10 protein-coding genes are annotated in these 13747 nt (G+C 45.0%); 3 read left to right on the forward strand and 7 right to left on the reverse strand.

Going from position 1 to position 13747, the window contains the following annotated elements; all coding sequences use genetic code 11:
- Position 1 precedes the first annotated feature (1 nt).
- The 7 genes from NBH07_RS11105 to hflX form a co-directional block, all read right to left on the reverse strand.
- Positions 2-1438 carry a sugar porter family MFS transporter gene (locus tag NBH07_RS11105; protein ID WP_057316267.1) on the reverse strand — a complete coding sequence of 479 codons (1437 nt, stop codon included), beginning with the start codon at positions 1436-1438 and terminating at the stop codon, positions 2-4.
- A 32-nt stretch (positions 1439-1470) separates the two neighbouring features.
- On the reverse strand, positions 1471-2259 hold the full coding sequence (locus tag NBH07_RS11110) for a glucose-6-phosphate isomerase family protein (RefSeq protein WP_011967259.1): 789 nt from the start codon (positions 2257-2259) through the stop codon (positions 1471-1473).
- Complete coding sequence (locus NBH07_RS11115; RefSeq protein WP_008779090.1) at positions 2240-3199, reverse strand: ROK family protein; 960 nt, start codon at positions 3197-3199, stop codon at positions 2240-2242. The genes NBH07_RS11110 and NBH07_RS11115 overlap by 20 nt, the downstream gene beginning before the upstream one ends.
- A 3-nt stretch (positions 3200-3202) precedes the next feature.
- Positions 3203-3760, reverse strand: a complete 558-nt coding sequence (locus tag NBH07_RS11120) for a glucose-6-phosphate isomerase (RefSeq protein ID WP_011967258.1) — start codon at positions 3758-3760, stop codon at positions 3203-3205.
- Between the two features lie 97 nt (positions 3761-3857).
- Positions 3858-4739: an AraC family transcriptional regulator gene (locus tag NBH07_RS11125; RefSeq protein ID WP_005863332.1), complete on the reverse strand. Its 882-nt coding sequence runs from the start codon at positions 4737-4739 to the stop codon at positions 3858-3860.
- Between the two features lie 5 nt (positions 4740-4744).
- Positions 4745-6733, reverse strand: a complete 1989-nt coding sequence (locus NBH07_RS11130; protein WP_057316266.1) for a DUF4954 family protein — start codon at positions 6731-6733, stop codon at positions 4745-4747.
- A gap of 21 nt (positions 6734-6754) precedes the next feature.
- Entirely contained in the window at positions 6755-7966 is a 1212-nt protein-coding gene (gene hflX / locus NBH07_RS11135; RefSeq protein WP_005859898.1) for a GTPase HflX, read from the reverse strand.
- A gap of 73 nt (positions 7967-8039) precedes the next feature.
- On the opposite strand from hflX, the gene NBH07_RS11140 reads away from it, so the two are divergent.
- From NBH07_RS11140 to NBH07_RS11150, 3 genes are all read left to right on the forward strand, one after another.
- Entirely contained in the window at positions 8040-9842 is a 1803-nt protein-coding gene (locus tag NBH07_RS11140) for a DUF4097 family beta strand repeat-containing protein (protein ID WP_005859900.1), read from the forward strand.
- A gap of 49 nt (positions 9843-9891) precedes the next feature.
- Positions 9892-10110 carry a hypothetical protein gene (locus NBH07_RS11145; protein WP_005859902.1) on the forward strand — a complete coding sequence of 73 codons (219 nt, stop codon included), beginning with the start codon at positions 9892-9894 and terminating at the stop codon, positions 10108-10110.
- Between the two features lie 436 nt (positions 10111-10546).
- The gene (locus tag NBH07_RS11150; protein WP_039848507.1) at positions 10547-13735 is read left to right on the forward strand and encodes a SusC/RagA family TonB-linked outer membrane protein; all 3189 of its coding nucleotides are present in this window, start codon (positions 10547-10549) and stop codon (positions 13733-13735) included.
- The last annotated feature ends 12 nt before the right edge of the window (positions 13736-13747 follow it).

Raw genomic sequence — 13747 nt, forward strand, 5'->3', positions numbered from 1 at the left:
ATTATATTATTTTATCTTTCGGGTGTCCTCCTTTTCTCCAAAAAGCCTCGATATTCTCCAATGAAACTCCTTTCGTTTCCGGTACATAGAAATATCCCCAAATAATCGCCACAATTCCAATAAACGCATAAAATAAGAACGCTCCTGCCGGATTCCCTTGGCTTTCGCCATTGATCGTTAAATCGGTTCCCGGTATTGAGAATACCTTCAGTATCTTGAAAAAGGTAAACGATACGATCGCATTGAAAAACCAAACGGACAATGAACCGAGAGAAGCCCCCAGCCCTCTTAACTTTTGTGGAAACACTTCCGACACAATCAACCAACCTAGAGGCCCGATGCTGATAGCGAAAAATCCCACATATAAGAAAATAAGGACAATGGAAAGCCATTTCCCGGAATCCCCTAATTGAGCGGCGAATATAAAAGAGGTAGCGAGTAGCGACAAGGAAATCACGATACCGCTCAACCCCAGAAAATAAAGTTTACGCCTTCCCAGCCGATCTACGAAATAGACAGACAGTAACGTGAACAATAAATTGACAACTCCCACCCCTACAGAAGCCCCAATCGCAGAGACCGCACCATCGAAACCGGCCATCAAGAATATTTTAGGACTATAATAGATCACCGTATTGATACCTACGAACTGTTGGAAGAACATGATACCAATAGCGATAACCAACGCATTCCTCAACCAAGGCTGAGCCAAATCCTTAAAACGCCCTTGTTGCTCATCATTTTTCCGCATCTCATTCCGCATCTGCTCAAATGAGACATTTACTTGATCCGGGTGCTCGATCATCTTTAAGACCGATAAACTCTCCTCCTCCCTGCCAACGGACATCAACCACCTTGGAGATGGTGGAACCAGCAACATACCCACGAACAAAATAATAGCGGGAATCACCCCCACATAAAACATCGGCCTCCAACATGAAACAGACGTCTCATCCGCAAAATACAAATCCGAAAGATAAGATACCAGAAGCCCGATCGTAATCATCAATTGGAACATGGCGACAAACATCCCCCGTGATTTCGCCGGAGAAACTTCTGCGATATAAAGAGGCACCGCAAAAGAAGATATCCCGATAGCCACCCCCAGGAATAAACGGGCGGCGATCAAATGATAAATGCCCGGAGCCCATCCCGACCATAACGCACCGATAGCGAAAATAACAGCCGAAGTCAAAATGACTTTCCTACGCCCTATGCGATCCGTCAACTTACCACAACACAGCGCTCCCAGAATAGCTCCCAGCAAACCGGAGGAAGTAACGACCTCCACCATACTATCGTCTATGCCAAAATCTTTCTGGAAGAAAGGAATCGCCCCGGAAATCACGCCGGTATCAAAACCAAACAATAGTCCTCCCATGGCGGCGACAATCGCTATCACATAAATCATCCAATATCTATAACTCGTGTTTCTCATGTTTTTCTTGTGTATTTAATCCATCTATAAACTCAAGGCTCGAAATCACGCCAGACCTCCGCTTTCAACGCGGGATTAGGCACATATAAGAAAATCTCCGGATTTTCCTCGAATTGTCTGTAAATAGATACCCCTTTCCGAATATCTAAAGAAATATAATCCGAAGGAGATTTACAAATCAAATGAGAGGAATCGTACATCGGATTCGCAATCCATTCTAATTCATCGCTTCCATTAAATATAGGAAACCAAGCGATTCCCCCGTGTTTACGAACCCCCTCATACACAAAACCATAATCTCTATCGCACCACGCCCCGAAAGTCAAAGGCAATCTCGGATTCGCACTAATCGTCGCATGTACCCAATAGGGAGGAACGATCACTACATCCCCCGGAAAGGCATGTACCGCATAACATCGACCGGGTTGATCCTCCGCATACTCCTGCATATAAATAATCGCCTCTCCCGACCAAATCTCATAGATTTCCGGCGTAGACCAACCGCTATAAGGAGATATCTTATGAATATGCCCTTGACTTCTGACTGGCTCCTGCCCCAATTTACCAGCGCTATATGTCACTACCCCGAATAACAAATGTAACTTATTCAGCAACACACGATGTTCTTCTTTGCCGACATCCATAGCGATCGAGTAAACCTGCTCCGGTCCCTTGCATTGAGGATCACGCAAACTAGCCCGTATATCTTCCAGCCGGCGAATCTCGACCTCCGGACCAAATACACCCGCCCCATAGGTAAACCCCATAGGCGATTGAACCGGTGTTATATCAATTCCTTTATCAAATACAAATCCGTTCATTTTGCTGTTGTTTTACCATGAAATACTCCAAGCCGAATAAAGCGGCGTCATCGCCCAATATTGCCGGGACAACCGGGACTTTCCCGGAAGGACACCAAGCTAATTCATCCACTCGCTTACTGATATAAGGAATGATTACCTCTTGGCTTTTTAAAATCCCCCCTCCCAGAATCACCACTTCCGGATCATAAGCATGTATATAGGTTATTATCGCCGATGCCCAGATATCCATGCATTCGTTTCTAATCAATAAAGCGTCTGTATTCCCCTCCTGCGCCAACCTGAAAATGCGCTTGAAATCATAGATATCCGCATCTCGCTTAAATGATTCCGATAAAAGGGCATGCTCCCGGATAATGGTCGGCAAGAAAAAAGAGGAAGACAGAGCTTCTACACAGCCTTTATTCCCGCATGAACATCGACGGCCCTTATAATCCAACACAAAATGTCCTCCCAAAGAACCCGCTTGAAAATGCTGTCCATACAGAAGCCGTCCATCGATCACGACTCCCGTACCGATACCGGTTCCGATTGTCATCATGACTACATTGTTCTTTCCCCGGGCCGCACCCTGCCACCATTCTCCGGCTACGGCCAAACGAGCGTCATTATCCATGCAGAAAGGAACTTCCCAATTCTCCCATGCCCATTTATCCAGACTGATCGAACAGGCATCATCATACTTCTCATTCGTAGAGATTACCCGGTTATGAATTGGATCTACCAACCCGGGAAAAGCCAGGCCGATACAACGAAGCGCCGCCACATCAATACGCCAAGCGGCCAACAACCGATCGATCGCCTCCTTTATCTTAGGTAAGTTCAGAGCTAATCCCAGAGCCAGACGGGAAGGTAATCTCACACAGTCTACGATCTCACCATCAGACAATAGTCCGATCTTTACGACCGTCCCCCCTAAATCTATCGCTATCGTATACATAAGCTATCGCAATTTAGGGGTACCGTTCACTTCTACCAATCGGGCCGAGAAGCCCTTATTCGCTATCTCTTCATAATTATGCCCGGCATCCGAAGGCCAGCATGCGGCAAATGACAAGACGCTATTTCCAGTATTAGCTACCCGGTGCGCTACACCGCCCGGTATATAATGCAGGCTACCCGGCATCATCCTTTCCGCCCACGTATTCCGTTCCCGGTCCATCAAGATCAACATACCTTCGCCTTCCAATCCCCAATAATACTCCGAACGATCCTCTTGTTGATGAAAATGGCCTTTCGTCATGAAATACTCATCTCCCACCTTTCCCGGATATAATTGAGTAATACCAAAATAAAGCCCTCCCGGAGTGCCTTCCCGCTCCGGTAAATAACTATATACCTCGTATGCTAATTGATCTAATGGTAATTGGGAATAAGCATCTTGATTCTCAAAAATTCCGGCAAGCTCACCTAAAGTTCTCCGGCTCTTTACCACACCTTCCCCCTTTAACTCATTTTGAAAAAATGACAAGGATGGGATTACAATCTTTTTATGTTCCATGATATTCTATTTTACGATACAACTTATATCGCAAAAATAGATCGAATACCTTGGGCTTTATTTTAGTATTTTTCCAAACAACTATGAAATCCTGTCCTTATTCTCCATCCAGGCGCTCCTTATATTTTTTCTGGTACTCGGATGGAAGCATATTCGTGGTTTTCTTAAATTGGCCGATGAAGTTGGATAGATTATTGAATCCGGCCTCGGAACTAATCGTGGATATCTTCAGGTTTCCCTCTATCAATAGTTTTTTCGCATGTCCTATGCGCATGTCATTCAGGTACTCCACGAAAGTCTTCTTGGTCCGTTTCTTGAAATAACGACAAAAAGCGGTCGGAGTCAAGCCTACCAAAGCGGCGACTTCCTCCAGCTTCACTGGAGACGTGAAGTTCTTCACCAGATATTTATAGACCTTATTGAAACGCTCGAAATCGTCCGAGTTGACCGTTTCCGTAAACCCCGTACTGGCTAATATCTCATATTCTTCGGAAGTCGCCATTAATTCCAGTAAAGCAATCAATTTGATCACCCTACTCGCTCCCGTCTCATTGGCGGATTGGCTGATCAGCTCGGCAATCTTCTTCCGGGACTTACCCACAAACTTAATTCCTCTACGGGAACGCTCTATCAATTCCCGGATATTATTCATCTCCGGAAGACGGATTAAATTAGGTTCAAAAATCTGACGCTTGAAGAACAAGCAAATACAAGTAGCCCGCAAGCCGGAGCTCTTATCGAAATAAACAGGGTCGTTTCTCCACTCATGTGGCAGTTGAGGGCCGATCATACAAACATCGCCCTCGAAATATCCTTCCACATGATCCCCGACAAAGCGAGTACCCGTACCACTTGTGATATACATTATCTCAATAGCCGGATGGTAGTGCCAAGGCACTATAAAATGCGGTAGATCCTCCACATAGAAATGAATGTGACTATCTATCGGGAATGGCAGTTCTTGAAATAATGGTTTCATAGGCTTTATACTAAAGGTTTCAACCTCTCGATCAGTTCATCCCCAAGCGCCCGTTTATTCACGATATGTTCCTGTACGGCGGTAACAAACGGATTATTCACGAAATCTCCTCGAACACCCTCGAAATCCTGTTGTTTTTCCTTGTTGGAACCATCCACACCGAAACCGATCATAGAAGTCAAGGAGAATTCCTTACGGGCATCCTCATAAAGCATCTCATCCAAGCGGATCACACATTCTTGCCAACGACGAACCAGATCAATAATCTCTGCGGCGGAAATCGAACGGAGATCCACCCCATAATAACGTTCGATCATCTCGTAGGCCCATGTCCATTCCAAGGAATAATAACGTCCGTGAACCAAACGGAAAAAACATTCCACATCCTCTAAGGAAGCGATTTCCCCCTGTTCGATATCTTGCAACAAGGCATCTAGCGGTTCCCTCGGGAGGATCAAGCCCGCCAAGTCCAGCCATTCTCCGGAGCCTTTGGATTCCGTAGGACGCAATTGCTCCCAGACCTCTTCCATAGAACAATAGGTCGTACCTTCCAAACGCTTGATTAACGAGTTACCAAAGAACTTATTAATTGCCATCCCATAAAAGTTCAACGCATTCCGGAGGGAGGAACCTTTTATACGAGTATTCTGATAATAATAAATCTCGGAAGTCTCTCCAACCAATGCCTGCAGGTTTTTCAAGATATCCACCGCTTTCAGCATCTTCTGGATCGTATAGGGACTCAATAGATTATAGTTAATCATATCCAAGCGATCCGGGTCCGTACGTTTATCACGCTTCGGCCATTTCTGGGCATCACGGATCGTACCTACGCTGCGAAGATTAATTCCCGGGACTAAGTAAGTCTCATCATCCTTCTCTATTAAATAGGAGAAGGGAATATCGGAAGTATCGCTATGGTGATGATGGCGACCCATTACCAAAGAGAAAGCGCCGATACGGGCCGGCCAAAGAATATACGAGTCGCTGGTAGTCTTGGAGCCACGTTCCACGATCCCTTGATGGATCGGTCCCAGCTTATACATATGATTACTCTGGTTAGAGCCACTTCCCGCGTTCAAGAACGAATACATTCCCGCTATCAACAAACTACTCTTATGCATAGACACCGTAAACGGACCGGCGAATATAGCGCAAGCCTCCCCATTCTCGAAAGCGCAGTTGCTGAACAACAAGGAATCATGGGCCGAGAAGTTATGCGTCACTTGGCAAGCCTGTCCGATAAAGCAACGGATAATCTTAGCGGCATCCGCGATCTTGGCTCCCGAAGAGACAATGAAATCTTGCGCGATCACACTATCCCCGATAAATACCGGGGCCTCTCTCTTACTATTTACGGAACCATTTTCCAGACGTGCGCTATTCTCTATGGTCGCGTAATCACCAATCTTCACGTTACGGATCGTACCGGTATTGACAATCTTGACCTTATCGCCAACCGTTCCCTCCGTAGAGGCGATACCCTCCGTATAAGCGGTAATCATATCCCGCAAGCGTTCGATCAAGGCCGGACGATGACGGTACAATGCGATAATATAAGCCAATGAAGCCGACAGGCCATCGTAAATCGGAACCTCACGCCCGCCGGTCTCATTCAAGACCGACACCTCGACATTATTCCCGAACGTAGCCTTGCCTTCCACCAACATAACATTTATATTCTGGATAAAGCAGTCATCACCGATCTGGTAATTAGCGATATAATTCTGTACGTTCTCGATCAGCACATTATCCCCCAACGTGCAATTATGTAGGGTAACATGACGAAGCCCGCTATGCTTTACCAATCCTCCCGGCAGGGTAAAAATCTTACGAAAGGCTCCTAACTTAACCACTCCTGAAAAACGTACGTGGTTCACATATTCAATATCAAACACTTCTGGAACCCAAACTTGATTCCAATCATCGGCCCGGCAAGCCTGAGATCGCAAGGTGGCGATCTCATCCGGCCGCAAATTTCTCAAATGATTCATTGGTACTAATTTTGTAAGACTCTACTCTTCATCATATTGCTGAAAAAGGAAGTCATTGTAGGGGAAACGGGTGATATGGATTTGTTTAACCCGTTCATACAACATCTCTTTCAACGCCTCTATATTCGTACGTTCCTTGGCGGAGATAAAGATGCAATTATCTTGCAATTTTCCCATCCACGTACGTTTCAGTTCATCCAGATCGATATTCTCACGACCACGAGGGGTCAAATCATCTTCCTCTTTCGGGACAAAGGTAAATGCATCCACCTTATTGAAAACCATGATCATCGGTTTCTCGGTCTTATCGATCTCCGCCAACGTACGGTTCACGACCTCTATTTGCTCTTCAAAAGTCGGGTGTGAGATATCCACGATATGTACCAGCAAATCCGCCTCCCGTACCTCATCCAAGGTAGATTTAAAAGATTCCACCAGCTCGGTCGGTAACTTGCGGATAAATCCGACCGTATCAGACAGCAAGAACGGCAAGTTCTCGATAATGACCTTGCGTACGGTCGTATCTAACGTAGCGAACAACTTATTCTCGGCAAAGACCTCACTCTTGCTCAATAAGTTCATCAAGGTAGATTTACCTACGTTCGTATATCCGACTAACGCTACACGTACCATCTTACCCCGGTTTTTCCGTTGTACGCTTTTTTGCTTGTCAATATCCACCAGCTCTTTCTTCAATCGTGCGATCTTATCCAAGATAATACGTTTATCAGTCTCCAACTGTGTCTCACCCGGACCACGCATACCTACGCCGCCTCGCTGACGCTCCAAGTGTGTCCACAGACGAGTCAAGCGGGGTAACATATATTTATATTGTGCAAGCTCCACCTGTGTCTTCGCATGGGCGGTCTGTGCACGGCTAGCGAAGATATCCAAGATCAAGCTCGTACGATCCAAGATTTTCACCTGCAATTCTTTCTCAATATTACGGAGTTGCTTCGGACTCAGCTCATCATCAAAGATCACCAAGCCGATCTCATTCTCTACCACATACTCCTTAATTTCCTGCAATTTACCGGTCCCGACAAAAGTGACGGAATTCGGGTAATCCATTTTCTGGGTAAAACGCTTTACCGCATCCACCCCTGCCGTATCGGCCAAGAAAGCCAATTCGTCCAGATATTCCTTAACCTTTTGCTCATTTTGCTCGGGGGTAACCAAACCCACCAAAACGGCCTTTTCGGTCTGTGCCTCAGATATGATAAATTCTTTCATGCCACAAAGATATATTATTTCAATTATTTACGTATATTTGCGAACATATTTACAAATATAAATCAACTTAGCTATGAAAAAGAGAATTTGGCATCTATCCAGATGCGTTGTCGTTTGTACGGCATTCCTATTCGTACAACAATTTATCCAGTCACAAGTTTCAAATCCATCTACATGGGAAAGTTTTGTGCAAAGTAACGCAAATATATCTATCCGGGATACGTTTCGGATGCAGACATTTGAGGGACTTGCTTCTGATAATTGGGATTATGCCATTACAGGTGAAGCCCTTATTGAAGATATCTCCGGCGTGAAAGATATTCCTAACAGCCACGGAAACTACGGGTTACGAATGCCAATGAATACGCAAGTGGCTTTCGAGCATTTCACGTTAACAAATCATCAAGATATAAAAATCAGTATACGGAAAGGGGGCATCCTTCTAGTAGAAGGAGAAGGCATGAGAGCCAGAACCTATCGAAAAGGGGAAACAAGTTATCCCTCCTTAGTTCCAACCATAGGAGAGAGTGGCATCAATCCTTTCAAAACCACAGATATAAAAAACAATCCTCCGGGCTTAGATCTTATCGTCCCCACACCGGCCGCCAATACCAAAAACGGCTATTATTATGTAGACAGCGTTTACGCACACGGCATGATTCCTACCTATTCCCTATTTACCGGAAACAGCGATTGGAACCATGAGGATCGCTGGAGCCACCTACCCGCCTACCGTCACCGCAACGCCTTGATTAACGGCAATATCTCCATAAATACAAATATCAGCTGTAAAGATATCTTTATTGGCAATGGAAATATCCATATTTTACCAACCGGAAATCTATCCGCAAATAACCTTACCATCTATCCTAATGATGGTATCTTGGCGTCTTCCTCCACCTTGCGATCGTCTGGAACTATTAACATCTCCGGCAAAATAACAATCGAGAAGACCTTCGCTCAAAAAGGCAAATGGTATTTTATCTCCTTCCCCTTCGATGTATTCGCTTCCGGCATAGACCCGGATTTCCAACTGGGTGATGACAAAAGCGATACAAACGGTAACTACTTTTACGTACAAACCTATAACGGAGAAAAGCGAGCCAACTCACAAAGCCCTTCCAACAACTGGGAAGTCATACCACAAACAATAATCAATACATCCCAGCCCATCTTCAAGAAGAACAAGGGGTACCTGATCGCTATTGACGCTTCCGCCGATCGTCAGAACCTTCGTTTCTCCTCGAAAGCAAAAGATATCCCTATAGATTTCGGAAAAAACGGTCAAGCCTCTATTCCGGTAAGCATTAACAACCAAAGCCAGAACCAGAATCACAACGGCTGGTATCTATGCGGTAATCCTCTGCCGGCTCCTTTATCTCTTAGTCAAATAGAATCAAACTCGGCCTTAGACGGATACATTTATATATATGACGGCTCCACCTACCAACCCTACGTGATCGGTAGCGATTTCGCCATCCCTCCATTCTCCGCTTTCTTTGTCAAAGCGAATAATAGTACCAGCCTATCTGTATATAATACATCCGAACCAGCCAATTATAAATTATTATCAACGAATGCACCCATATCTTTCCCAACATCGGAACCTCAAGCCCGACAAGATCCTCCTGTTTCCAATCAAGCCTTTTCATTTCCGGAATTAAGCTATCAGCTAGAGAACAAAACTTTATTCATTAATAATCTTCCATCCCCCGGTAAAGTCAAACTACTTACTCCGGCAGGCATATTGGTATTTACGCAAGCGGTACAGGCAGGGAACCCTATCCTCCCGATTCCCCTCCCACAAGGTTTATATATCTTAATTATTCAAACAGAACATTATCGGGCACAGTACAAATGCGTTTTAACCTCCTAAAGCCCGAAACAATCTTATATCTTTGCCCTGTTTTAAGAATAAAACGAATATGAAGAAGATCAACATCACAACAATTGCCTTACTTGTCTACTTAATCGTAATGAGTATCATCGGCTGGCCGGGAAACAATTCGGGGAATAATTATACCGAATATTTCTTGATGATCGGCGCTACGCTCGTCATCATCATCCTTCTACGCTATCTGCAAGTCAAACGTCTGAGAATGCGAGATAAGTGGAATAAAGACGAAGATCCTGCCAAGCAATAAAAACACAGCCTGTTTTTCTTCACAGAAGAACAGGCTGAATGAACTTTATTTTATTACACTAGTATTAATATTACTGCTTTTTCGCCCTCACAGGCTACTTGAATGTCTCGTAAAGACTACGCACAGTATAAATTATTCGATTATAAATAAGTACAATCTTAACAGGACACACACACCACTTGTTTCGCTTACTTTCTTAAAATGAGTTACTTTCATAATTCTTACATTTTATTCACTAGTACTAAAACGTCATTAACCAATACGCAAAAGACAACCGACATCATTTTTGTAATCGTAGCCTAATCGTCATATCACTGAAAGGCAATACAATCGTGAACACATTTTTAATAACATAGACATATCATCGTAATACAATCACACGTCCTTTGCGTTCTGAAAAAATAGATTAATTCTAATATATTTTAAGGACAAAAGGATGGACAACAGAAATTACTTTACGATGGCGATTCCCGCTCTTTTGCTAGGCGTAGCATACTTACAGCCAATCAATGCGGCACCAGCGGAGGATCTGCCAAACGTTACTGGACGAATGACGATCACCCAACAGACATTCACGGTAAGTGGCGTAGTCACCGATACGAACGGAGAACCAATTATCGGGGCTAACGTGATTGAGAAAGGGACTACAAATGGAGCCGTAACCGATTTTGACGGCAAATTTTCTCTCTCGCTGCAAAACAAGCAAAGCATATTGGTCGTTACTTATATCGGTTATAACACCAAGGAGATTCCAGCCGGGAATGGTTCTCCCCTCACGATCCAATTGCAGGATGACACCCAGAACCTAGACGAGGTTATCGTGGTAGGTTATAGTGTACAGAAGAAAAAAGACCTTACCGGTGCTGTTTCCGTACTGGAGGTAGGCGACCTGAAAGATACCCCGGTATCCAGTGTAGATCAAATGATGCAAGGTAAATTGTCCGGCGTAAACGTAATCCCGGATAATATGCCCGGCGGAGGCGTAGCGGTACGTGTACGCGGTTTCAGCACGATCCGTAACAATGATCCGCTTTATATCATCGATGGCGTACCAGTAGAGGGCGGCATCAATTTTCTCAACCCGAATGATATCGAAAGTATGCAGGTATTGAAAGATGCTTCTTCCGCTTCCATCTATGGCGCACGTGCGGCAAACGGCGTGGTTATCATCAGTACAAAAAAAGGGAAGGAAGGTACTTTCCGAGTAAACCTAGACGCTTACGTGGGAGTACAAACCTCGGCAAAACAGATGCGTATGCTAAACGCCCAAGAATATGGCGACTTATTATGGCAGGCACAGCGTAACGACGGGAAATCACCAGTAAGCGACGTGTATGGCTCCGGCGAGACCGCCGTAATCCCGGAATTCCTTGACGCAGATCACCGTCTTCCCTCGGGAGACGTGGATTGGGTTGACGAGATCATGCAAAAAGCCATGGTCCAGTCCTATAACCTCTCTCTGGCGAAAGCAGATAAAGTTAGCAGCCACTTGTTCTCCCTAGGCTATTTCAACCAAGACGGTCTTATGAAATATACTGGTTTCGAACGTATATCCGGACGTTTCAACAATGAGTTCAAGCTCTTCAACGATCGTTTGAAAATCGGTGAGAACGCCACATTATCACATGCGTGGGGAACCTCGGTCACCAATAACGCCGCACTGGGAGGTATGTTATACAACGCCTATAAGACCGTATCCATTACCCCTGTTTACGATCTGGACGGGAATTTCGGCAGCAACCCGATCGCCGACATCTCCAACCCGTTAGGCGAATTATACCGTAATAAGGATAATAAAGATCGTACCACCCGCCTATTCGGTAATCTATTCGCCGAACTGAATATCCTAGAGGGACTTTATTTCAAGACCAACTTCGGAGCGGATTACAAAAACCTGTATAAACGAAGCTTCAAGGCCAAATACAACGAATTGAACACCCAGCAGCCCTTGAGTACGTTGAGCACGCAAAACCGTTGGAACTTCAATTGGGTATTCACGAACACGTTAAACTATTTACGGACATTCGATAAACATACGATCGGAGCCTTATTAGGTATCGAGACAAACCGTTATCAAGAGGAATACTTCTCCGCCTCCCGTGAAGGCTTTGCCTCGGATGACAATAACTTCCATTTCCTCGATGCGGGCGATAGCGGCTCCCAGAAGAACGCAGGTTCTGCCTTTACTTCCAAGATGATGTCTTATTTCGGTAAAATTGATTATAATTTCGACAACCGCTACTTATTCGCAGCCACGTTCCGACGTGACGGATCTTCTAAACTTGGTAACAATAAATGGGGTAATTTCCCGGCTGTCTCCGCAGGCTGGCGTATCAGTAGCGAACCGTTTTATGATATTCCGGCTATCAGCAACATGAAAGTCCGCATAGGTTGGGGACAAAACGGCAACTCTGATATCCCGGCTTATTCCACGATCGATTCTTACATGAGTAATCCGAACCACTCCAACTATCCGATCAACGGTAGCCAAAGTTCCGTGACAACCGGATACACCCAAACCCGTTACGGTAACGCAAACTTGAAATGGGAGACCACCACGCAAACTAATGTCGGGCTGGATCTAGGCTTCCTAGATAACAGCCTAACCGTTGTGCTGGATTGGTTTAACAAAGATACCAAGGACTTATTATGGGAGCGTCCCTTGATCGGTACCGTGGGGGGTACAAACCAAACGGTATGGGACAATGTCGGGAAAATGCGTAACCGGGGTTTCGAAGCTGAGGTCAGCTACAATAAGAGCATCAATAAAGATTTCGGGTTCAATGTCGCCTTCAATATGTCCGCTATCAAGAACAAAATGACGGAATTAGACGGTGATGTCTCCTATATCGGACTGCCTACCAGCGTGATTCACTCCCTCAACTTCGATCAAGAGGTTTCTCGTTCCGCCATCGGTCAACCAATCGGCTCTTTCTACGCTTATAAAGAAGACGGTTTATTCCAGAGCGAGGCGGAGATCAAATCATATACCAATAATAAAGGCGAACTACTCCAACCTAACGCGAAACCGGGTGATATCAAGTTCGTAGACGTAAACGGAGATGGCGTAATAGACGGTAACGACCGTGACTATATCGGTAACCCACTCCCCGATGTCACAGCAGGCCTTACATTAGGAGTCAACTTCCATAATTTTGACCTCAGTCTATTCTTTCAGGGAATGTTCGGAAACGATGTATACGACTTGACCCGTTATGTGGGTGATTTCTACAATCAATCGCAATACAACAAAAACAGCCGTGTCGTTAATGCATGGACACCAACCAACACGAATACGGACATACCCCGTGTCACCATGGACGATCCGAACAATAACATCCGGCCCTCGTCTTACTATGTGCAAGACGCTTCTTTCGTTCGCTTAAAGAACATGAAAATCGGTTATTCCGTACCTCAGTCCATCCTATCCAAGATTAAGTTCAATAGCTTGTATATCTATGCGCAAGCAACCAACTTATTCACGATCACCGGATACGACGGTATCGATCCGGAAGTGGGATTGCAAAGTTACTCCAGTGACTACCGTAACCTAGATATGGGTGTGGACCGCGGCATCTATCCGTTATCCCGCACCTTCACCTTTGGAGTAAACGTAAGTTTTTAAACATCAAACAAC

Origin of the sequence: Parabacteroides sp. B2-S-102 (assembly GCF_023656665.1) — a bacterium.
Taxonomy (GTDB): Bacteria; Bacteroidota; Bacteroidia; order Bacteroidales; family Tannerellaceae; genus Parabacteroides; species Parabacteroides distasonis.

Bases quoted from the DNA above. Each gene is read 5' to 3' on its own strand.
- NBH07_RS11105 (WP_057316267.1), bottom strand. From the start codon at position 1,438: ATGAGAAACACGAGTTATAGATATTGGATGATTTATGTGATAGCGATT.
- NBH07_RS11110 (WP_011967259.1), bottom strand. From the start codon at position 2,259: ATGAACGGATTTGTATTTGATAAAGGAATTGATATAACACCGGTTCAA.
- NBH07_RS11115 (WP_008779090.1), bottom strand. From the start codon at position 3,199: ATGTATACGATAGCGATAGATTTAGGGGGGACGGTCGTAAAGATCGGA.
- NBH07_RS11120 (WP_011967258.1), bottom strand. From the start codon at position 3,760: ATGGAACATAAAAAGATTGTAATCCCATCCTTGTCATTTTTTCAAAAT.
- NBH07_RS11125 (WP_005863332.1), bottom strand. From the start codon at position 4,739: ATGAAACCATTATTTCAAGAACTGCCATTCCCGATAGATAGTCACATT.
- NBH07_RS11130 (WP_057316266.1), bottom strand. From the start codon at position 6,733: ATGAATCATTTGAGAAATTTGCGGCCGGATGAGATCGCCACCTTGCGA.
- hflX (WP_005859898.1), bottom strand. From the start codon at position 7,966: ATGAAAGAATTTATCATATCTGAGGCACAGACCGAAAAGGCCGTTTTG.
- NBH07_RS11140 (WP_005859900.1), top strand. From the start codon at position 8,040: ATGAAAAAGAGAATTTGGCATCTATCCAGATGCGTTGTCGTTTGTACG.
- NBH07_RS11145 (WP_005859902.1), top strand. From the start codon at position 9,892: ATGAAGAAGATCAACATCACAACAATTGCCTTACTTGTCTACTTAATC.
- NBH07_RS11150 (WP_039848507.1), top strand. From the start codon at position 10,547: ATGGACAACAGAAATTACTTTACGATGGCGATTCCCGCTCTTTTGCTA.